At 64.3% G+C, this 20,945-nt stretch carries 18 protein-coding genes and 2 pseudogenes; 7 read left to right on the forward strand and 13 right to left on the reverse strand.

Annotated features, from left to right (window positions below):
- Positions 1 to 53: 53 nt before the first annotated feature.
- The 5 genes and pseudogenes from ABC766_RS33490 to ABC766_RS33510 form a co-directional block, all read right to left on the reverse strand.
- Positions 54 to 1,526 carry an efflux transporter outer membrane subunit gene (locus ABC766_RS33490; protein ID WP_345822988.1) on the reverse strand — a complete coding sequence of 491 codons (1,473 nt, stop codon included), beginning with the start codon at positions 1,524 to 1,526 and terminating at the stop codon, positions 54 to 56.
- Positions 1,527 to 1,993: 467 nt separating this feature from the next.
- Positions 1,994 to 2,743 carry a flagellar type III secretion system pore protein FliP gene (gene fliP, locus ABC766_RS33495; protein WP_009864350.1) on the reverse strand — a complete coding sequence of 250 codons (750 nt, stop codon included), beginning with the start codon at positions 2,741 to 2,743 and terminating at the stop codon, positions 1,994 to 1,996.
- 93 nt (positions 2,744 to 2,836) lie between these two features.
- Positions 2,837 to 4,150: an adenylate/guanylate cyclase domain-containing protein gene (locus ABC766_RS33500; protein WP_345822989.1), complete on the reverse strand. Its 1,314-nt coding sequence runs from the start codon at positions 4,148 to 4,150 to the stop codon at positions 2,837 to 2,839.
- A 461-nt stretch (positions 4,151 to 4,611) separates the two neighbouring features.
- On the reverse strand, positions 4,612 to 5,427 hold the full coding sequence (locus ABC766_RS33505) for a methyltransferase, TIGR04325 family (RefSeq protein ID WP_345822990.1): 816 nt from the start codon (positions 5,425 to 5,427) through the stop codon (positions 4,612 to 4,614).
- Positions 5,428 to 5,643: 216 nt separating this feature from the next.
- A pseudogene (locus ABC766_RS33510) lies at positions 5,644 to 5,838 on the reverse strand (IS3 family transposase); the annotation flags it as partial.
- 399 nt (positions 5,839 to 6,237) lie between these two features.
- Between ABC766_RS33510 and ABC766_RS33515 the strand changes: the two are divergent.
- Positions 6,238 to 6,375 (forward strand): annotated as a pseudogene (locus ABC766_RS33515) (IS5/IS1182 family transposase); the annotation flags it as partial.
- A 457-nt stretch (positions 6,376 to 6,832) separates the two neighbouring features.
- Here the strand turns inward: ABC766_RS33515 and ABC766_RS33520 are convergent.
- A complete protein-coding gene (locus ABC766_RS33520; protein ID WP_053621441.1) occupies positions 6,833 to 7,417 on the reverse strand; it encodes a recombinase family protein in 585 nt (194 codons plus the stop codon).
- 213 nt (positions 7,418 to 7,630) lie between these two features.
- Here ABC766_RS33520 and ABC766_RS33525 point away from each other — a divergent pair, with 213 nt between their 5' ends.
- The 3 genes from ABC766_RS33525 to ABC766_RS33535 all read left to right on the forward strand — a co-directional run bounded on the left by ABC766_RS33525 (position 7,631) and on the right by ABC766_RS33535 (position 10,625).
- Complete coding sequence (locus ABC766_RS33525; RefSeq protein WP_083460988.1) at positions 7,631 to 9,037, forward strand: Mu transposase C-terminal domain-containing protein; 1,407 nt, start codon at positions 7,631 to 7,633, stop codon at positions 9,035 to 9,037.
- Positions 9,034 to 9,846, forward strand: a complete 813-nt coding sequence (locus tag ABC766_RS33530) for an AAA family ATPase (protein WP_053621440.1) — start codon at positions 9,034 to 9,036, stop codon at positions 9,844 to 9,846. The genes ABC766_RS33525 and ABC766_RS33530 overlap by 4 nt, the downstream gene beginning before the upstream one ends.
- A 128-nt stretch (positions 9,847 to 9,974) precedes the next feature.
- Positions 9,975 to 10,625 (forward strand): recombinase family protein, encoded by a 651-nt coding sequence (locus ABC766_RS33535; protein WP_053620539.1) that lies wholly within the window; start codon positions 9,975 to 9,977, stop codon positions 10,623 to 10,625.
- A 465-nt stretch (positions 10,626 to 11,090) separates the two neighbouring features.
- On the opposite strand, the gene ABC766_RS33540 is transcribed toward ABC766_RS33535, so the two are convergent.
- The 6 genes from ABC766_RS33540 to ABC766_RS33565 form a co-directional block, all read right to left on the reverse strand.
- Positions 11,091 to 11,756, reverse strand: coding sequence for a transglycosylase SLT domain-containing protein (locus tag ABC766_RS33540; RefSeq protein ID WP_345822991.1), 666 nt, complete (start codon positions 11,754 to 11,756; stop codon positions 11,091 to 11,093).
- A 134-nt stretch (positions 11,757 to 11,890) separates the two neighbouring features.
- Entirely contained in the window at positions 11,891 to 12,604 is a 714-nt protein-coding gene (locus ABC766_RS33545; protein ID WP_009866987.1) for a copper-binding protein, read from the reverse strand.
- A 168-nt stretch (positions 12,605 to 12,772) separates the two neighbouring features.
- A complete protein-coding gene (locus ABC766_RS33550; protein WP_345822992.1) occupies positions 12,773 to 14,194 on the reverse strand; it encodes a copper oxidase in 1,422 nt (473 codons plus the stop codon).
- Between the two features lie 47 nt (positions 14,195 to 14,241).
- Positions 14,242 to 15,774 (reverse strand): TolC family protein, encoded by a 1,533-nt coding sequence (locus ABC766_RS33555; protein WP_427902344.1) that lies wholly within the window; start codon positions 15,772 to 15,774, stop codon positions 14,242 to 14,244.
- Between the two features lie 37 nt (positions 15,775 to 15,811).
- Complete coding sequence (locus ABC766_RS33560; RefSeq protein WP_345822993.1) at positions 15,812 to 16,246, reverse strand: hypothetical protein; 435 nt, start codon at positions 16,244 to 16,246, stop codon at positions 15,812 to 15,814.
- A 174-nt stretch (positions 16,247 to 16,420) separates the two neighbouring features.
- Positions 16,421 to 16,924 (reverse strand): hypothetical protein, encoded by a 504-nt coding sequence (locus ABC766_RS33565; RefSeq protein WP_345822994.1) that lies wholly within the window; start codon positions 16,922 to 16,924, stop codon positions 16,421 to 16,423.
- Between the two features lie 200 nt (positions 16,925 to 17,124).
- Between ABC766_RS33565 and ABC766_RS33570 the strand changes: the two genes are divergently transcribed.
- The 3 genes from ABC766_RS33570 (at position 17,125) to ABC766_RS33580 (ending at position 20,155) form a co-directional block, all read left to right on the forward strand.
- Positions 17,125 to 17,961, forward strand: coding sequence for an outer membrane beta-barrel protein (locus tag ABC766_RS33570; protein ID WP_009867631.1), 837 nt, complete (start codon positions 17,125 to 17,127; stop codon positions 17,959 to 17,961).
- 266 nt (positions 17,962 to 18,227) lie between these two features.
- Positions 18,228 to 19,481: a hypothetical protein gene (locus tag ABC766_RS33575; RefSeq protein ID WP_345822995.1), complete on the forward strand. Its 1,254-nt coding sequence runs from the start codon at positions 18,228 to 18,230 to the stop codon at positions 19,479 to 19,481.
- A gap of 293 nt (positions 19,482 to 19,774) precedes the next feature.
- Positions 19,775 to 20,155 carry an adenylosuccinate synthase gene (locus ABC766_RS33580; RefSeq protein ID WP_345822996.1) on the forward strand — a complete coding sequence of 127 codons (381 nt, stop codon included), beginning with the start codon at positions 19,775 to 19,777 and terminating at the stop codon, positions 20,153 to 20,155.
- Positions 20,156 to 20,240: 85 nt separating this feature from the next.
- Here ABC766_RS33580 and ABC766_RS33585 read toward each other — a convergent pair whose 3' ends face one another.
- Positions 20,241 to 20,873, reverse strand: coding sequence for a c-type cytochrome (locus ABC766_RS33585; protein ID WP_009867628.1), 633 nt, complete (start codon positions 20,871 to 20,873; stop codon positions 20,241 to 20,243).
- Positions 20,874 to 20,945 lie beyond the last annotated feature (72 nt).

Here is a 20,945-nt window from a genome sequence, read left to right on the forward strand (position 1 = left end):
GCGATCACGCGTTACATAAAATCTCAAACCTATTTTGGTCTGCCGGGATCGTCTCATTCATCGGTGTGCAGAGCGTGCGTGTTATCGATCGGCAGTTCGGTCGCGACGAGCTCTCCTTGCGATGGGAGACTCCGCACATCCCAGCCGCCGCCCAGCGCCCGGATCAGCCCCACGACATTGGTGAAGCGAGCAAGCTGAAGCTGCAGCACCGCCACGCGGCTGTTGAGTTCGATCGCCTGAGCCGTGATCACGGTCGTGTAGTTCTGTGTTCCGGCGCGATACTCGTTGAGCGCGATCTCGACCGCACGGATCGCTAAAGCCGCGGCCGCCTGTTGGACTTGCTGTTGCCGCTCCAGGATGCGTGCGCCGGCTAGGCCGTCCTCGACCTCGCGGAACGCGGTCAGCACGCTCTGGCGGTACGTCGCGACCGTCGCATCGTAGGCCGCCCGTGCCGCTCGCAGAGCAGCGGAACGGGCACCGCCGTCGAACAGCACTTCCGTCGCGGCGCCGGTCACCGACCAGAACTGGTTCCCGGCCGCGAAGAAAACACCCGTCGGATCGCCGGCGATGCCGCCCGAGGCCGACAGGTTTACACTCGGATAGAACGCCGCCACGGCTACGCCGATCCGCGCACTCTGCGCCTGCACGAGACGCTCGGCCTGCGCGATGTCGGGGCGCCGCTCCAGCAGTCTCGAGGGCAGGCTTCCGGGTATGCTCGGCAGCCGCGAGGCGAGGCGGCCTTGCGGCACGGAGATCTCCGAAGGGGGATGCCCGGTCAGGATCGCGATCGCGTGCGCGAAGGTCGCTCGACGCAGCTCAACGGCGATCGCCGCGGCTTGGGTCGTCTGGAGCTGCGTCTCTGCCGTGATCACGTCCGAGCGGGCGGCGACGCCGGCGGCGTACTGGTTTCGGGCGATCTCGAGGCTCTTCCGGTAGGCCGCGATCGTCTCGGTCAGGAGACGTTGCAGCGACTCCTGGTAGCGCAATTGAAAGTAGTTCGTCGTCAGTTCGCTCTGGAGGGTCAACCGCACCAGAGCGACGTTGGCGGCGCTGGCCTGCGCCGAGGCGGCGCTACTCTCGATCCCACGCCGAATGCGGCCAAAGAGGTCGAGCTCCCAGCTCGCCGAACCCTGTAGCGTTAGGGTGGTGCGTGCGACATTGCCGTTTCCGGATTGCCGAATGCTCGGTGCACCGATGACGGTGGGAAACAGTTGGGCGCGGGTTTGCTGGACCACGGCTCTCGCCTGTTCGTAGGCGGACAGGGCTTGGCGCAAGCTCTGGTTGTCCACGTCGATCAGGCGGACCAGACGGTCGAGCTCCAGGTCGCGGAAAACCGACCACCATGCGCCGCGTGGGGCGGCATCGTCGGGCAGGATGGCTGTCCAGCCCTTCGCCGGAGCGGGGATCGCCTCCTTGAAGGCCAGCGGCGTTTCGACCGAGGGCCGGGCGTAGTCCGGACCGACGAGACAGGCGGAGGTCAGGCAGGCGAGGGCGAGCACGGCCGTGGTGCGACAGAAGCCGGCCATCCCCGTCCTGGATAGGGGGTTGGGGTTGTCCTGAGAGCCGCCGGCCTAGACTGAAGCAGAGAGGCCGCGAACCGCACAGGCCATCAGGTCCTTGTCAAAGCCCAACCTCGACGCCCAACCTGGTGCGGGTGCCGAGCGCCCTGATGATGATGCCATCTCCTGCACGCCGCGTGTCGTCGTAGCGGGAGCCGAGGAGAGCCGACGAGCAAGGCTTTCTTCAGGCGGGGCCGCATCCAGCAGGCTCGGCGGCGGGCGCGACCATCGCCGCGTAGGCTCCTTCGCAGCGTCTCACAAACCGCGGGCGCTACAGCCTGAACTGTTCGACGGAATGAAAAACACGAAGGGCATCGTAAACCGAGCGGTGATCCCGCGCCCATCACACGATCACCGCACGAGCCCGGAGCGGCCGACAGGCATCGAGGTATATCGGCTCAGCGATGACGGCTCTTCATAGATTTCGCTTCACATCAACTATGAAAGCTCTGAACGAGAGAGCCGACGAGGAGAGACCATCCATCCACAAGAACGAAAAAGATCAGCTTGAACGGCAAGGACACGCTGGTGGGCGGCATCATCATCATGCCGAGCGCCATCAGGACCGAGGACACGGCCAAGTCGATGATCATGAAGGGAATGAACAGCAGGAACCCGATCTCGAACGCGCGGCTTAATTCCGAGATCATGAACGCCGGGGTCACGACTTCGAGCCCGATCTCCTCCGGGCTCGCCGGAGGTGGCGTCTTGGCCATCTTCAGGAAGAGATCGAGATCCTTCTCGCGCACGTTCTTGAGCATGAACGCGCGGAATGGCGCGAGCGTCCGCTCGAAGGCCTGCCCTTGCTGTATCTCTCCGGCCAACAGCGGCGCGATGCCGGCCGTATAGGCCTGGCGCCCGACGGGTGCCATGACGAACGCGGTCAGGAACAGCGCCAGGGCGACCAGGACCGCATTCGGGGGCGCCGACTGCGTACCGAGTGCCGAGCGCAGGATCGAGAATACGACGACGAGCCGGGTGAAGGAGGTGACCACTACGAGGGCCGACGGTGCGAGAGAAAGGACCGTGACGAGCGCCACGAGTTGCAGAGCGCGTTCGCTCACGCCGCCGGAGCTCAGATCGATCGTCAGGGACTGCGCTGAAGCAGGTGTGCTCCCGAGAAAGCTGGCGCAGAGAGCGCCGATCAGCAGCCAAAGGGGCTTTGCCACGCCGTTTGCCCGCATCGTCGCCTGCCACGCAATTGCGCTCACCGCCGTATCCCGTGAGCCTGAATCACCTTGCCCGAACATCAGCCTTATGGGCTCACGATCGATGCTTCACAAACCGTGGACCGGGCCCGAATGGCCGAGATCGAGGCCCGGAAATAAGACGAACAGTCGTGGCAGTGTGGGCTGGCGAGCCGCCAGCGCGAGGGTGCCGACCCGGTCGAGCTCAGTGCGAGGCAGCCATCGAAGCAGATCGGCGGAAGCGACGACATCCCGGTCTTCCTCCTTGGCTCGTCGCTCTATTCTCGACAAGTCGTTCATCACAGGCCCAAGGACCGTGAACTCGGCGCGACGGCCATCGTCGAACACGCCGGCCAGCACTGGACCGCAATGCAACGCCGCAATGATCCGAAGCGGAGGTAGAGCGGCATGGCCACGCTCGTCGTTCAGCTTAGCAAGGTTTCTGAACGCGGCCTCGACCGCTGCCAGCGCCTTCGCGGCCTGTTCAGCCTGATCGCCGCCCAGGAACAGCGCGAGGACGCCATCCCCAACGTACTTGTCGATCACGCCGCCATGAGCGCTCACAGCATCATGGATAAGACGCCTGAACTCCAGCAGCCAGCCGACGGATACCGCGGGCGGATAGGCTCGCGCGATCGCCGAGGAGCCGCGAAGGTCGACGCTGAGCAAGGTGGCGTAGCGCTCGGCGACGGAGGCGGTGCCGCCCGCTCGAACAACCTCGGAGGCCACACCGGCCGGAAGAAACCGCGAAAGGATGATGCGTTCCTCCTGAGCGCGCAAGGCCGAGGTGGTGGCATGGCGCATCCAGACAGTGGTCGCAAACACGAAACCAGACGCCGCCATGAAAGCCACGAAGTTCATGGCTTGCTGGACAAAAACGTCACCGCTCCAGACGCCAAAGCCGACGGAATTCGATAGAATGGCGATTGTAGAGATCCATCCTGCTCCGACAAGCAGGGCGAAGACCGCGGTCAGACGAGGTTGTAGTCGCATGCCTGTTTGCAGGACAAACAGGAGCGCCGGGAGAAGGCTGAAACTCTCGGTGGCCAAATGCGTATCGGCAACCTGCCTCGGAACGTGTTCGGCGATGACGTAGACGGCGATGACCGCATCGACGCAGGTGGTCGCGAGTGGCAGCCATGCCTGGACACGGGCGGATCGCGCGCACGTGCCCGCCGCCGCCACGACCGTGACGACCGCGTAGGCCAGGAGCACAATCCAGTGAACGGTACGCGGGCCGTGCCCGTAATCTGCAAGAGCGCCGAGGAGTAGAAGCACGACAACGCCCAAACGCGGGACTAACGCGCGACGCTCGAAGCCCTGCTGGATCAACGTTGGAAGCTCGGCGACGGCAGGGTCGAAGAAGATCAGACCCTGCCTGAGCCATGGGAGTCCCATATTCATTGGACCGTATCAGCCAAATTTTGTCATAAAACTGAACACCGGAACGCAACTGACCGAAGTTTCGTGCTGTCTGCGATCAATCCAAATCGATCGCAACCGCTATTTTCGAGAGTGAATATCATTATGCCGAATTTTAATCAACAATCATGGCAAGGATATTATGTTGATACAGTAAAATAACCATCTGAACAACATATAGACTGACGGCGACGATCTTGTTTTTGCAGTCCACATGCGAGTGTCGGTTTGGCCAGCCAAATGGCATTTGGTACTCGATGCCTGCCAGCTCGGACTAAACTCGACTTTGGCCATCTGCGGCGCATCGAGTGGGCGAAGGTGACAAAGCAGGCAGGCAGGGGCAGCATGGCTGTGTCTTTTGGCGGGGACGAACCAGCCTACCCGGCACGCCCGCTTCATCACCTCACACCCTCGATGACCCGTCCGATTGGACAAAATCGAGCTTATGCGTTCTTGAAATGTTCCTTTTCAGACCGTTTTTCCCAGACTTGACCGATCATTTTTACCAAGTTTTCCCCTGTCCGATGTCGGACGATGAAATCCCGGTCTGGGATTTTCCACTGGTGGATTATATCATAGCCGAAAATCTCACGGATGTTTGCGAGAACATCCGTGGTCACGACCCGATGTGGCATCCGTCCGGGACCAAAATCTTCCAGCGTATAAAACTCCTCGTCCGACACCGCGAGCCTGTTAAGGATGATGGTGTGAGGACGATGCAGCATTTTTTCAAGAATGTGGTCGAGATAAAACTCACAATATTGTAGAGATCCGGCGCATAGCAGAACGTCGCAGGAATCGATTTCTTTGAGGTCATCATGGTAACTCAGGCTTTCATCGCCTCTCTCCAGCTGCCTGCGTCCCTCATCGCAGACAGCTGGCACATCGACGATTTTCCATTTGAGTTCTGGAGGGAAGGTCATTATGCTGCGGTAAGCGTAGTATTTTGCGCCCACATGTCCGCCGAAATCGACAACTGAATGCAATCTCCCTTGATAAATTAGTTCCCGAAGAACATACATAACGGGCCAGTCAAATAGATGAACACTTCTGAATAAATTAAAATTGATTTTTACAACTTCGGAATTATCGTAACTGATCCTTTTTGATGACCTTAGAAATTGCTCCGCGTCTGACCGTGAAAGGAATTTGCCCCAAAATTGACCGTACCCGAGCCGCAGGGCGCTGTTGAGTGAGCTAGATTTCCGCACCTGTTTGAAAACAGGTAAGGACCAAAGATTTGCAATCCTACCGATCATGAGGCATTCTCCCGTCAACAAGTATCTACATTCAGCCAGTCTTAATATATAGCATGCGTCTGCGCGCCTAAGCACAGTGGGACGGGTTGCGGATTTCCTATCAATGCAAATATATAAACATTGCAATCAATAATACGAAGACTTTTGAGGTGATTCGACGGCTCGTGACTCACATTTTACGATACTTGGTCCGAAATTATACGTCAAGAACTCTTCCTAGATGTATGGTCCTGGGATGTGGTGTGACGGGTCGAGCCTGAAGCGTTCAGGCTCTTTCGTCCAGACCTGACGGACATGCTCGCAGGGTGTGAGGCCGCGCAGCGTCTTGAGCTGACGGGCATGATTGTAGGCGTCGATGAACAGATGGGGGTGGGCTCGGAGCTGTTCGAGCCTGTCGTAGTGGAAGCGCTTGGCCGCCACTCTTACTCGCTCTTGACGTAGCTGTACTGCGCGACGGACTGCCTTGTATCTCTGAGCTGCGCGCTGGCGCGAAGCCAGTGAGGCTAAAGGATAAGGTCAGCCCGCGTTTGCCTTGGGCTTGCAAGCCCGCGACAGAGCATGGTGCGGCCGTCACAGCCACACTCCCGACCCCGGACGGCCGCTCGGGTCCGAGCCCGCATTTGTAAGGCAGGGTCATGGACGAACAACAACTCAGCATCTTCGTCGCGCTCGCGCGACGTGCTCTCTTGCCCGGCCGGTGATCTCACCGGGAACCCGGGATCGTGCCGACGCTGGAAAGGGACCACGACGCCAACTCACTCGCAGCTGAGCCGCACGCGTCAGGCAGAATTTGTCATTTGCGAGAACACCATTGAGCGGACATTCAGTTGGATCAGCCGCTGCCGCAGGCTGACTCGCGACCACGAGGCGACCCCGTCCTCCACACTCGGCTTCCTCGTCTTGGCTGCCGCGATGATCCTCATTAGACGGCTGGCACGAGCATTATGAAACGAAGTCTAACTCTCCTGAAAACACCATTTTCAAATCATCGCCTCATACCGGTCCTGCCAAGGAATTCGGAAGGCAAGCGCCGATCGTTACAATGAAATTGGATTGGTCGCCACCATGTCCCGACGCCGATGAGCCGCCCGCACACCGAGCGGCCCTACCGCAGACCGAAGACTTCGAAGCGCAACTCAAGTCACAAGACCGACCTGGCTCTCTGGGGTGGGCTGCCGATGGCTGCGCCCACCCGAGTCTGGGTCATGGCATTACCTGCACTGGATAGCTCGCAGACTCTTTTACTTGACTGCATTCATCAGCTGGTTCAGCCGTTGAGCCCCGTTCAGGAGGCCACCGATCACCGTAGACCGCCTCAGTTCGAGTGTGACCTTCAGCGATAAGTGGCGCGTTTACTTCAGAGCTTGGTGACACACCCGCCGGTGCGCCGGGGACGCCGATGCGATCAGGCAGGTGCGGTCGCGTCCCTGATCCTCAGAATAGTCTGCCGGCTGGTTTTGAAGGTCCGCGCCAGGGCCGACACGCTCGCGCCGTCCCCGATCTGGCGCGTCACCGCCTCGCGCTGCTCGCCCGTGAGACTGGCCGGCCGGCCGAGCCGCCTGCCTTCCGCCCGCGCCCGGCTCAAGCCAGCCTGGGTGCGCTCAATCAGGAGATCGCGCTCGAACTCCGCGACGGCGTTGATCACGTTCATCGTCAGCTTGCCCGTCGAACTCGTCAGGTCGACCCCACCCAGCGCCAGGCAGTGAACCCGCACCCCGAACTCCTCGAGCTTGGCGACGGTGGCGCCCACGTCCATGGCGTTGCGCCCGAGCCGGTCGAGCTTGGTCACCACGAGAACATCGCCCGCCTCCAGCCGGTCGAGCAGGCGCGCGAAGCCGCGGCGCTGGCTGGCCGCGATGGAGCCCGACACGGTCTCGGTCACGAGGCGGCGCGGTTCGATGGTGAACCCGGCCGCTTGGATCTCGGTAAGTTGGTTGTCCGTGGTCTGACCAGGAGTGGAGACGCGGAGATAGGCGAAGGTGCGCGGCATGAGGCGAATTCGTCCGAAAACCATGACCGGAACTAGACACCTGTCCGGAACTCGAAGAAGCTAGTTTGTGAACAGGTCGCGTGACCTTGTCCAGAACCGGTCGGTTCCGGACAGGCCTCGTCCTGTGACGTGCGGGTCAGGGACGGCCTCATGCGGAGCGACACAGCCGCAGCATCCCTCGTGGAACTGACCGAGCCTCAACGCCAGCGCGCCATGGCCCGCTTTGCCGTGCTCCGGCCGACCCTGGAGGAGGGCGTGCCTCTGACCCGGGCCGCCGCGGACGCCGACGTGCCGCTGCGAACGGCCCGGCGCTGGCTGACACGATTTCGACGCGACGGACTGGCGGGCCTGGCCCGTGCCGTCCGTTGCGATGTCGGCCGTTACCGCTTGCCCGCCGACCTGGTCAGCCTGATCGAGGGGATGGGCCTGAGAAAACCGCGATCCTCGGCCGCCGCCATCCATCGCAGGATTACGGCCGTCGCCGAGGCGAAGGGGTGGCCCCCGCCTTCCTACGGTACGACCTGGGCCATCCTCTCCCGCCTCGACCCGGCCATGGTCACCCTGGCCCTGGACGGACCGACCGTCTTTCGGGACCGCTACGAGCTGATCTGCCGACATCGGGCGAGCATGCCCAACGCGCTCTGGCAGGCCGATCACACCCTGCTCGACATCATGGCTCTCGACGAAGACGGCAGGCCGGTCCGGCCCTGGCTCACGACGGTGATCGACGACCACTCACGGGCAATCGCGGGCACCATGCTGTTCCTGGGCGCGCCCTCAGCGCTCAACACCAGCCTCGCACTCCGTCACGCGATCTGGCGCAAGGCCGATGCGGCCTGGCCGGTCTGCGGCATCCCGGACGTGCTCTATGTCGACCACGGAAGCGACTTCACGAGCCGCCATCTCGATCAGGTGGCTGCGAGCCTGCACATGCAAATCGTTCATTCCGGCGTCGCGCGACCGCAGGGCCGGGGTAAGATCGAGCGCCTGTTCGGAACCATCAACACCGAACTCCTCCCCGAGCTGCCCGGCCACCTCGTCGCGGGCGGGCCGGTCAGCCCACCAGCCCTGTCACTGGCGGATCTGGATCGCGCAATCGGCGCCTTCATCCGCGACGCCTATCATCGGCGCACGCACGGCGAGATCGGGCAAGCGCCCCTCGACGCATGGCGGGCGAACGGTTTCCTGCCCCGCCTGCCCGAGAGCCTGGAGGCGCTCGACCTCCTGCTGGTGATGGTCGCCAAGCCACGCTGCGTGCGTCGGGACGGCATTCACTTCCAGGGCCTGCGGTACGTCGCATCGACCTTGGCAGCCTATGTCGGCGAGACCGTCACGATCCGCTACGACCCACGCGATGTGTCGGAGATCCGGGTGTTCCACCGTGAGCGCTTCCTCTGCTGGGCGGTGAACGAGGAGCACGCTGGAGAAGCTCTCAGCCTCAAGGACATCGAGGCGGCGCGCCGTCTGCACCGCCGCAGCCTTCGCGCTGCGATCAACGAGCGCGTGGCGCGCGTCGCGGACTTCCTGCCCGATCCCGTCCGTCTCAACCGTCAGATCGCCCCGGCCCGCTCGCCGCCGCGGCTCAAGCTGCGCGTGTATCAGGCAGAGGACGAGGGATGACCGCCAGATCGGGCGCCTTCATCGCCACCAAGGAGCATCGCCGCTTCATCGAGTTCGCCGATGCGGTGCGCAAGCACCGCTACATCGGCCTCTGCTACGGGGCGGCCGGGGTCGGCAAGACACTCTCGGCACGTCGCTATGCGCGCTGGGAGGTGGCCGAGCCCTTCCTCGACACCTGGGGACCGCGACAGCCGTCGGACGCCAAGATCTATGGCGTGCTCGCCCAGAGCTGTAGCGTCTTCTACACTCCGGCGGTCGCCTGCTCGTTGCGGGTGCTGCGCAACGAGGTGACCTTTCTCACCGTGCGGATGGATGCCTGTCTCGGCGAACACCATGCGAGCGGGGAAGGGAGGCCAACGGGCTTTGCGCGCGGGTTGACCGAGCTCCTGATCGTGGACGAAGCCGAGCGACTCTCGACCACGGGCCTGGAGCACCTGCGCGATGTCTTCGACCGGACGGGGATCGGCGTGATCCTGATCGGCATGCCGGGGATCGAGAAGCGCCTGTCGCGCTATCCTCAGCTCTACAGCCGTGTCGGGTTCGCCCACCATTACCGTCCCTTACAGGGCGACGAACTCACCTTCGTGCTGACGCGCCACTGGCGTCAACTCGGCCTTGCCTTGGACGACGCGGACTTCACCGATGTGCAGGCTGTGGCCTCGATCGCGCGGATTACGGGCGGCAACTTCCGGCTGCTTCAGCGCCTGTTCGTGCAGATCGCACGCATTCTCAAGATCAATGAGCTCAAGGTGATCACGGACGATGTTGTCGAGGCCGCGAGGAGCACCCTCGTCATCGGTGCCACATAGTGCTCCAAAAACACTGCCATTTATCGCTGAAGGTCACACGAAGCCGGTTCCGACGCCGCTTTCTTGCGCGACAAACCCTGTCGGATCGTGGCATTGTACGGCAACGTCTATTTTTGGGTTTTTCGCACATGCTGATCGGCTACATGCGTGTCTCCTCCGCCGACGAGCGCCAATCGGTAGACCTGCAGCGAGATGCACTCCTCGCCGCCGGCGTCGACGAACGTCACCTGCACCAGGATCGGGCGTCGGGCGCGCGCGATGACCGCCCAGGCCTGAAGGCCTGCCTCGCCGACCTTCGCTCCGGCGACGTGCTCGTAGTGTGGAAGCTTGACCGACTCGGGCGCTCACTTTCCCATCTCATCCGCATCGTCGAGGCGCTCAGGGAGCGCGGGGTCGCCTTCCGCTCGCTCACCGAGGCGATCGACACCACTACGGCGCACGGCGAGTTTCTGTTCAATCTGTTCGGATCGCTGGCCCAGTACGAGCGGGCGCTGATCCGGGAGCGGATCACAGCAGGCCTTGCAGCTGCGCGTCGACGCGGGCGAAAGGGGGGACGGCCGCCCTCCATCAATTCGGAAACTGTCGAGCAGATCGTCGCGGCGCTCGACGGGGGCGCCAGCAAGGCGTCGGTGTGTCGAACTTTCAGGGTACCGCGTTCCACGCTACTGGACACATTGGAGCGCGTCGGATGGGCCGGCGTAGGAGCAGACGCTCAGTCGGCGAGGCCCTTCGCATCTAAGAGGGCCACTCGACGTGAGAAGCTCGCCAGATCGGCTTGAGAGCATTCTTCGAGTGTAGGGCCGAGGTGCCCATAAAAGCCCGCCTCACGAGATCGGGCTCGTCGCGCTGATCATCACCACCGCCTGCCGCCGTTGTGCTTAGCAGTTCCGAAGCAGACCCACGTTGCACCTGCCCCATCTTCCCTGCAAGGCGAACCATCGCAGGCCTACAGGCTAAATTTAATTTAGGGATGCATACGTCTGGACACAGTTAAAGATGATCCCGATGACGGCAAGCAACAGTATGATGCGATAGAAATCGCGCGCGGCTCCGCGCGCGACGAACGCTCGAACGCGTCGTCGCTTGCGCGGACCCTTTGCGCCGCCGGTCGTATATTGTAGACGGGCAAGTTTCTTACTCATGCCGGCCCCCTACACCTTACCGTTTCGACCGAGACGATTGCATGGCTGCAGCCGCGACCACCGTGAAAACCGACGAGAAATAGGACGCCTCCGCTGAAAGCCTCAGCTACCTCTCATGATACGGGCGGCCCTTTCCGCGATGGTTCGGACGCGGGCGGCATGCTCGGCCCACAACCGCGCTGTGACCGCGGCGAGGACCGTTGCACGGCGACTTGATTGCCCAATCGGCGGAGCCACGGAGCGGCTACCTGCCGAGCTCTGCGCTGCTGCAGGTAGGACGGCTGCCGCTAGCGGCGAGCCCGCCGTCGCCAAGCGATCGCGCACCCTCCGGCAATACTCGACGGAACGCACGGTCATCCGCTCCTCGCCGTGCCCGGCACGGTATTTCATCAGGGCGCGGCAGAGATCCCCTCCTGCAAGCGTCCAAGCCCGCGCGAGGTAAGTAACACCGAAACGAACGTTGGTCTCTGGATTGAGGAGGTCTGCGGCCGGCCCGGTATGCCCGAGCATCGCCGCCGTGGCCGGCCGGACCTGCATCAACCCGAGTTCGCCGACGCTACCGACAGCGCTGGGATTAAAGCCACTCTCGACGAAAGCCACGGCCTCGGCAACCGCAGGCGGCAAGCCCTTGGCCATCGCCTCCCGCGTAAGCAGGTCGGTGTACTCAGTTCGGCCGATGCCGAGCGCCTGAAGACCTCGTGCGGTATCGGTCAGCGAAGCCTGTGTGGGCGCAGCCGTAGTTCGCGCGCTCGTGAGGTCCCGTGCCATGGCCACAGACGGGACTCCGAGAATGGCTGCGCAACAACATCCCGCTCGAATAGCCGAGATGCCGAACCTCAGCATCGCTGCGTTGCAATCCCTTCTGCCGCAACCTGCCCATGCAGAGATAGTCTCCAGGCGCCTCATTTCACCTTTTGGATCCGCGTGACGGCGATGGCGCCATCGACGCGATCGGCCGAAAATCGGACCTTTTGACCGACCTTCAAGTCCTTGAGCATGGCCGGATCCTGAACCTTGTACGCCATCGTCATCGCGTCCATGTCGATGTTGGGGATCCGCTCATGATCGAGCGTCACCTTGCCGGCAGCGTCGTCGATCTTCTGCACCGTGCCCTTGACCAGAGGCGTGTTTGCGGTTGAAGCGGAGGCGGCGGGCGGCTGTGCCGAAGAGGGAGCCGCCTGCGCCTGGGCCGGACCGGCTTGTGCCGGGCGGTCGAGCGGTCCCTCACCGGACGGGGTCCGGTTCGGTTGCTCCCGGTAGCCGGGCTCGCGGCTGCGCACCTGCCACTTCTTGAGCGCGTCGATCCGCTCCTGCTGCTCATCCTGGATCTTCTGTGCCACCTCCCGCAGCTCGCGATCACCGCCGTAGTTCAGCTGAGCCTTGGCCAAGAAAAGCGTCTCCTCGAAGCTGGCGATGAGCAGGGCGGCAAAATCCTGGTCCGGGTCGCCCGTCAGCTTCGTCGTCTTGAAGCGATCCGACATCACGCTCCGCACGCGCTCGAACTCGCCCGCCGCGCCCCTGGCGGGTTGGGCCTGTGCGAACCGGGCGATCCCGAATGGCGCAGCTGTCACCAGGACTACCGCGAGAAGGGCAGCGCGGGACGTCGTACGCGTCATGGTGTTCTCCTATGGTGGGACGAACCGCTGCGCGGGCCCCGTGAGGGGCGGGTTGGACGGCCCGCGCAGCGGGCTTCGGAACGGGCATGCCCGCTTCCGAACTGTTGAGCCGGCGGTCCGAGCGGCGGCCGAGGATACGACCGGTCCGCTCGTCGACCACCCTGCGGCTCAGTGGTTCTCGTGACCGCCCGAGTTCGAGGCGGTGCGGCGCGTGCGCGGGTCGACGACGTGCAGGTCGGTCTCTCGCGCGCGCTTGCCCCGCGGGGTCTTGGGATCGCGGCTCGGCTCGGGCAGCGGATCGCCCGTCCACTCATAAGCCAAGGTGCCAGGCGGGTGCTGATACCAGCCGGGATCGCGGTAATCGTTGGCGGCGAGCCCTGCCCGGACCTTCAGCACCGTGAACATCCCGCCCATCTCCACGGACCCGAACGGACCCGCGCCGGTCATCATCGGCAGCGTGTTCTCAGGCAGAGGCATCTCCATCTCGGTCATCATGCCGCCGCCAGTGGACCCCATCGGCATGTAGCCCGGCGCGATCTTCTGGATCTGCTTGGCCGTGCTCTTCAGGTTCACGCCGATATACGTCCGCACCGAGTGGCCCATGGCGTTCATGGTGTGGTGCGATTTGTGGCAGTGCATCGCCCAGTCGCCGAGGGCGTCTGCGTTGAACTCGATAGCGCGCATCTGCCCGACCGCGACGTCCACCGACACCTCCGGCCACTGCCTGTCCTGGTCGATCCAGCCGCCGTCCGTGCCGGTGACCTTGAAGTCGACGCCGTGGACGTGGATCGGGTGGTTGGTCATGGTCAGGTTGCCGAAGCGCATCCGAACCTTGTCGCCCTGGCGAACGACGACCGGGTCGATGCCGGGCCAGACGCGGCTGTTGAAGCACCACATGTTCATGTCGAGCATCGTGTTGACCTTGGGCACGTACGACCCGGCCTCGATGTCGTAGGCGTTCAGCAGCCAGACGAAATCGCGGTCGACCCGCCGCTCGGCCGGGTCGCGCGGATGCACGACGAAGAAGCCCATCATGCCCATCGCCATCTGGATCATCTCGTCCGAGTGCGGGTGGTACATGAAGGTGCCGGAGCGCCTCAGGATGAACTCGTAGACGAAGGTCTTGCCCGGCGGGATGCCGGGCTGGTTCAGACCCGCCACGCCGTCCATGCCGTTGGGCAGCGTCTGCCCGTGCCAGTGCACGGCGGTCGCCTCCGGCAGCTTGTTCGTGACGAAGATGCGGACCTTGTCGCCCTCGACCGCCTCGATGGTCGGTCCCGGGGACTGGCCGTTGTACCCCCACAGCCTGGCGTTCATGCCGGGTGACATCTCGCGCACGACCGGCTCGGCGATGAGGTGGAACTCTTTCCAGTCGCCGCGCATGCGCCATGGCAGCGTCCAGCCGTTGAGTGTCACCACCGGCTGGTAGTCCGGCCCGCTCGTCGGATAGAGCGGCGGCTGCATGGTCGCCTTGTCCATGATCGGGGCCTCGGGCAGGCCCGCGGCCTGGACGCGCCCGCTGATCATCGACGTGCCGGCGAGCACGAGGCCGCCCGCCCCCAGGATCCCTCTGCGCGAGATGTCGGTCATCGCTGCTCTCCTGTAATGTCCGCGACCGGATCGCGCCGGTCTCGCTATCAACCACCCGGCGTCGCGACGGCGAGGCTCGTGCCCGGGGTTCCCCCTGCGGCCTCACCGCCGAAGTTATCCGCCGAGAACCCGCCGCCGACGATCGCCGCCTTGAGGTCGGTCGCCGCGATCCAGAAGTCGCGCTGCGCCTCGATCGCCTGGATATTGCTCAAGATGCGGGCCCGCGCATCGATGATCAAGGTCGTCACGTCGATCAGCATGCCGCTGTACTGCAGCAGCGACTGATCCAAGATGGTCTTGCGCAAGGGCAGGACGCTACCCTGGTAGTGCCGGGTGATGTCGTACTGCCCGCGGTAGCGCTGATACGCCTCACGCACCTCGGAACGAGCGTTGACCGCGCGCTCGGCGAGGCGATTGGCGGCTCCGAAATAGGCCTCCTTCGCCCCACGGACGGCGATCGTCCCGAAATCGTAGATCGGGATCACGACATCCAAGGAATACCCGTTGAGGCTGCTGCTGGTCGGTTTCGGGGCGATGCTGCCTTGGCCGCCCGACTCTGATGAACTTGACCGCGTGTACTGGTTCGTGAACCCGACATCGAACACGCTGATGAAGCCGCTGGCCTGGTTGAGCCCGTACTGCCCGACCAGCGACTGCAGCTCGAAACGCGCCGCCTGAACATCGGCCCGTTTCTTCAACGCCTCCGCCTCGATCTGTGGGCCGGTGACCAGCCGTCTCGGCAGGGCGGGAAGGCCGTTCGGGAGCTTGAACTCGATCTCCCGGCCCCAGAGGCCCAGCAGGCGGATGAACCGCTCCCGTTCAGCGCGTTGCTGGACCCGCGCCTTGCCCAGTTGGGCCCCGAGCTCGCTGTAGAACGCTTGCTCGCGCGCCTGCTCCAGCTTGTTCAGCGCGCCCGTCTCGCCCAATTGCTTGGCCAGGATGGACGCGGATTCCGAGCTCGCCAAAGCCTGCTCAAGGTAGGCGGTCGCCTGGTTGGCCGCCACGGTGCGGTAGAATTGGCGCCGGGCTTCGCCGGCCAGCCGCAGCAACTGCTCGGTCGCCCGGTACTGGTCGGCTCGGAAGCGCTGGCGGGCGATCTCGGCGCGGAGCGGAAGCGTCACCAACTCGAGCAGGCTCGCGACCACCGAACGTTCGATGTCCGTGTTGAACCCCGTCCCATACTGCGTGATCGTGAGCCGCGGGACCGGCGGCAGCGTGGCCTGGACGAACTGCGCCTCGGACACGCCGAGATCGTTGAACGCTGCCTGCAGACCCCTGTTCTTGAGGAGCGCGATCTGCACTGCGCTGTCGGCGGTCAGGGGCCGCCGGAGCAGCTGCTCCACCTCGGCTTCCGCGGTGAGGGCGATGGCCTGGTCGTTGACCTTGACGATATCTTTCTTGAGCTCGAGCGAAGCATAGTTCCTGGCCACCGACAGACCGCCATCCTCCGAGAAGCTGGCGCAGCCCCCCAGCAGAAGACCGAGACCGACCAAGCCTGCAACTGCGCGCGCTCGACGGCCGACCGCGGGCGCGCAGTTCAAGGCGTTGCCGGCCGGCATCAGATCCAACAGGGTGTCCATCGCCGCATATCCGTATTCGGTGTTCGAGCCCGCGCGGTTACAAGCGTCCCGCATCACCGCCCCCCGTGTCGCGCTTGCCGCCCATGCCGGGCATGTTCATCCCGGGCATGCTGGCGTCGTCCTTCCCGCCGTCCCCCTGGGATTTGCCCATGCCGGGCATGCCCTTCATGTCGCCGTGATCCGACTTGCCGTTCATCCCCGGCATCTTGGACGAGCCCATTCCCCCCATTCCACCCATGCCGGGCATTCCCCCCATGCCGCCATCACCCGGCTTGGGCGTGACCGCGCGATTGAGCGCGCGCCAATCCTTCGGGTCGACGACATCGAAGCGCTTCACGCCTGCGACCACATTGGTGTAGCGCGGCGCCCGTACGGCGAGATTTGGGTCGGCTGGCTGAACCAGGAAGGTCGGCGGTGTACAGGCGCCGAGCAGGCTCGAGCCGAGAAACACGAGGGAGAAAGACGTTCGCATGGATTGATCTTTCGATCTTTTTTGGTCGCGCTCGCAGGAGCCGGGACCGTGTGTGTTCGATGCACGCGCAGGAGCGCGGAGTTGCGCTTCGAGATGCGCGACGCTGGAGGTGCAAGAAGCCGGGCAACTTCCATCCGGCAAACAGCCACCGACCCCGTCAGGGCCGACGCTGGCTCAGCCCCGCTTGGGCGGCCGCTCGAATCCGCTCAGGTGCGTCGACGACGGGCACAAAACCGATACGCGATAAGCCGGGCCGATCCGGCGAGCGTCCCGGGAAAAGATCCATTCCGGCCCCATCGGCAGTCCGAAGACGGCAGGCGCAGTACAGCAGGGCAAGTGCGTATTATGCTCGCAGGACTTGTCTTTGCGGGTGTGCCTGCAAGGTATCGCGTCGGCATGGGGCTTTGCAGCCTGCGCGACGGCAGATTGGCCCTCCGTTGGCCGAGCGGATGCGACGCTCTGTGTCTCGCCCGACATCCACGCGCCCGCGGCGATGCGCAGCCCCCCCAGCGGCACGAGGGCTGCCAGGGCCAGGAGCAGGACAACTATGGTGCGCAGCGAACGCAACGTCGGGCAAACCCCTTCATCGCTGCCACGGTCCCACGCGCCCAACTCGTTAACAATCCATCGACGTGCCATCCGCGCCGAAAGCGTGGGTGTGTTGAGTTCCTGCCACAAGCCTATGTCAGTAAAATACGTCCAGCCGTCACAGAATAAGGACGGGCGCCGCTCACGCATGCGGCAAGGACACCGCGTCCTGCAGCCGACCGCTGATTGTCGAACCGGCCGGCAGAACGCGCTAACGTTAACGATCCTTCAATGGCGATGTGGGACGCATCGATCCGAGCGTAACCACATTGACGGACCAGACGCGAACGATGTCGGCGAGAACGCCCCTCCTGCTCGCGTGCGGCCTGCTGAGCGCGATCACGCTGCGAGCGGCACACGCCGCCGACCTCCTGCCGAGCGCACCGTTACCCGAACTGCGCGGAAGTCTGACGCCGGACGTTGAGGTCTCGGGCTTCTATCTGCGCGGGGACATCGGGTTCAGCAACCAGTCCGTGGAGCGGCTCTCGAACAGCCTGGATGCGCTCGGCACCATCGAGAAGGTCAACCTCGGCTTCGCCGGAGCGCCGCTCGCGGGTGTCGGCGCCGGCTACCGGTTCAACCGATGGTTCCGGGCCGACGTCACGGGCGAATTCCGCAGCGCGGCCACGTTCACAGGCCTGGAACGTTACCGCGATGCGAGCCTGCCGCTCGGTTATGGCACAGACGAGTACAGCGCCACGAAGCGCGATGCCGTCGCCCTCGTCAACGGCTACGTCGATCTGGGGCAATGGTACGGTCTCACGCCGTTCCTGGGCGCCGGCGTCGGTGCGGCGCAGGTCACGCTCGACAACTTCAAGGATACGAACGTCGTCACGCAGGGCCTCGCCTACGCGAAATCCACGTCGAAGACGAGCTTCGCCTGGGCGCTGCACGCCGGCATCGGCTACGCGGTGACCCCGAACTTCACGATCGAACTCGCCTACCGGTACCTCAATCTCGGAGACGCCTCGACCGGGACCGTCTACAACTATGCTGGACAGTGCCGAACCTGCGAGGCCCTGACTTTCAAGAACACGGACTCGCACGACGTGAAGCTTGGCTTGCGCTGGACACCCGGTGCCTCGATCAGCCCCGCTGAGCCGGCGACGTTGGTGCGCCGGTACTGAGTTTCGTCTTCCCTCCGGTGGCGTGACCCGGCCACCGTCTGCACAGGTGGCACTTGGCCAGAGCCATATAGCTCGCTGGACCGCGCCGAGTTTCCCAGACGCTCCAGATCTTGCGAGGATGGAGCCACGACGAAGCGAACCCCACCTGGGGTGGTCCCGGTATGACAGCGCACGGCGATGGGCCACGCTCGGTCACCCTCAGCCGTGATCTGATCCTTGGAGTTGCGGTCCCGCACAGACTCGCCCGCTTCGGCTCACGGTTCGCGATGATCCTCTCTGGCGAGATCATCCAGAGTCTGTTTCACCTCGTGCTTAACATCCTGCTGGCGCGGAAGCTCGGCGCGCACGACTACGGCCTGTTCGCGATCGTGTTCACGCTCGGCGCCGTGGGCGTCACCTACATCCGCGCGCTGATGGCGGTGCCGGCGACGCTCTACCTCGCCCAGAGCCGAGGCAGGCCAGCCGCCCGCGGCTACGCCGTGATGTTCGGTGCCGGCACGGCGGCCGTCTCTGGGCTCATGGCGTTCCTCGTCGGCACCGCACTCGTGCCGGTGATCGGCCTCGGTGCACTCGCCGGCGGCGCGTTCGTAGGCCTGTATGCCTTCCGCAGCTACCTGCGGATCGTGCTCGTCGCCCGGGGACGGGCGTGGGCAGCGAGCCTGAGCGATGTCGTCTACGCCGGCTGCGGTATGATCTTCGTCGAGCTTGGCCTACGCGCGGAAGGGCCGGCGCTTCTCGACCGAGCCTTCCTGGCGGTCGCGCTAGCGCACGCGCTAGCCATCGCGGCGGCCTACGGGGTCCTGCGCGAGCGCCTGCGCGTCTCGCTCCATGCCCAAGCCAGACGGCGCTATCTCGCGATCTGGCGCCCGCTGGCATGGTCGCTCACCGGTATCACTGCTCTGACCGTTCAGGGGCAGGGTCTGACCCTGCTCTTGGCCTTCGTGATTGGTCCCGCCGCCTATGCCCCGATCGCCGCGACGCTGGTGCTGTACGCGCCCCTGCGCATCGCGACTGTGGCGTTGACCAACATGCTCCTGCCCGACCTCACTGGTCTCCTGGCGAGCGATCAGTTCGAAAGGGCGCACCGGTTCGTCGTGCGGTCCATCGTGAGCATCGGCGGCATTTGTGTCGCCTACGGAGCGCTGATGCTGGTCGCGCTGCCGGAGATTGAAGCGGTCCTGTTCAAGGGCCAGTTCGTGGGGGAGCCGATGGGCTGGATTGGGTTCGTTGTCTGGGGCATCGTCACGCTCGCGCTTCTCTACACCATCCCGCGTGCCTTCCTGGAAGCGTCTGCGGCCTTTCGCACGATCACCGAAGTGGCGATCGCCAGCGCCGTGCTTGGCTTCGTGATCATGGTACCGGCTTTGATGTTGCTGCCGTCGGCCTACGCCCTTCTCGGTCTTGCCGTGTCCGAGGCCGTGACCCTCGCCTGCTCAGTATGGGCGTTTCGCGACCGCGTGCTGGGACACAATGAGCCTGTTCCGGAAGCGGCCGGTCTGACCAAACCGATCCGCGCCTGAACGAGGTTCGATCCCCGCAATTTCGATTGGCCTCTCCGCGCGCTATCACGCTCAAACTCGCCGGTCATGGGCAGCGTCGTGGCGTTGCAGGTCGGCGGCACGACGTGAAGCTTGGCTTGCGCTGGACACCCGCGGCCTCGATCGGCCCCGCTGAGCCGAGGACGTTGGTGCGCCGGTACTGAGTTTCGTCTACCCTCCCGGTGGGATGGCTACGGCTCCATCTCCACCCGCGGAGCTTGGCCAGATCCACCCGGCTCGCATCGAAGCGCGGGACCGAGCCAAGGAGTGAAATGATGAGACGATTTGCTGTGCCGCTGCTGCTCACCCTGGCGCTGACGCCGGGTGCCGTTTCGGCGCACGGGGAGGCACCCCAGGCAATGCACGGCGGCCTGATCAAGGAGGCGCAGGAGCTTTGGGTGGAACTCGTCGTGAAGGGGGCCGACGTCGCCGTCTACGTCGTAGATGAAGCCCGCAAGCCCGTCCCGGCGAACCAGGTCTCGGGCACCGCGACCGTGCTGGTCGGCGGCCAGAGCTACAAGGTCGAGCTGAGCGCGTCCGGGGGTGATGGCGTTCAGGGCAAGCTGCCGGCCCCGGTCACGGGCAACGTCGTGGCCGTCGTGGCGTTGAAGGTCGGCGGCAAAGCGGTCTCGGCCCGGTTCACCAGCAAGGCCTGATCTGACACGCGCGCAGGCCTCCGGAGAGTCATTCGGCGATCCGGCGTACACGACGCCCGACGGCTCGATCGCGCGCCGACCACTCTTACTTGTGACTGTGCCCTGCCGGGGGCGTCTGCGCGCTCCCGGCACCCGCGCCCGCAGGTCCAGCGCCGTCCATGTTCATCGCGCCGTGGTCCATGCCGCCTTGAGCACCCGCCGCCTGAGCCTGGATCCACAGATCGTTGTAGGCGTCGTCCGACATCTGCGGCAGCTTTTCCAGGAACGCCACGGTCGACCAGAGCATCGCGTCGCCGTCGCTCTCCATCGACGGCATGCCGCTCATCTTGATCCCGTGCTTCAGGATCCAGAACAGCTCGCCCGGTGTGTAGCGGCCCGCGGCCTCCTTCAGATTGGGAGGGCGGGGATACATGCCCTCGGCCAACTCGCTCTGCTTGGCGCCGGGCGCGCCGTGGCAGGTCGCACAATGCTCAGAAAAGTGCCCAACCGCCGCGACGATGTTGTTCGGCGCGTCGTAACCGGCCGGTGGGGCGAGCCCGGCCGCGTGAACCTGGATCGAGCGTACGCGCGCCGTTTCCAGAACCCAGTAGGTCGCGGACCAATGCGGGTCTGTGGCCGCCACGTTGAACAGGCCTGCGTAGATCACCGTGGCGGCGATCAGGATGGACAGGACCCCGGCCGACAGCAGGGTGATGAGGACGATCTTGACGGTTCTCATGCCGGCGTAGAGCGCATCTGGTTCGGCTGCCGTCAAGAGCGCCGATGGTCCAGCCCTTTGCTCGGGGCAGGC

It is taken from the genome of Methylobacterium fujisawaense, from assembly GCF_039619325.1.
Classification (GTDB): Bacteria; Pseudomonadota; Alphaproteobacteria; order Rhizobiales; family Beijerinckiaceae; genus Methylobacterium; species Methylobacterium fujisawaense.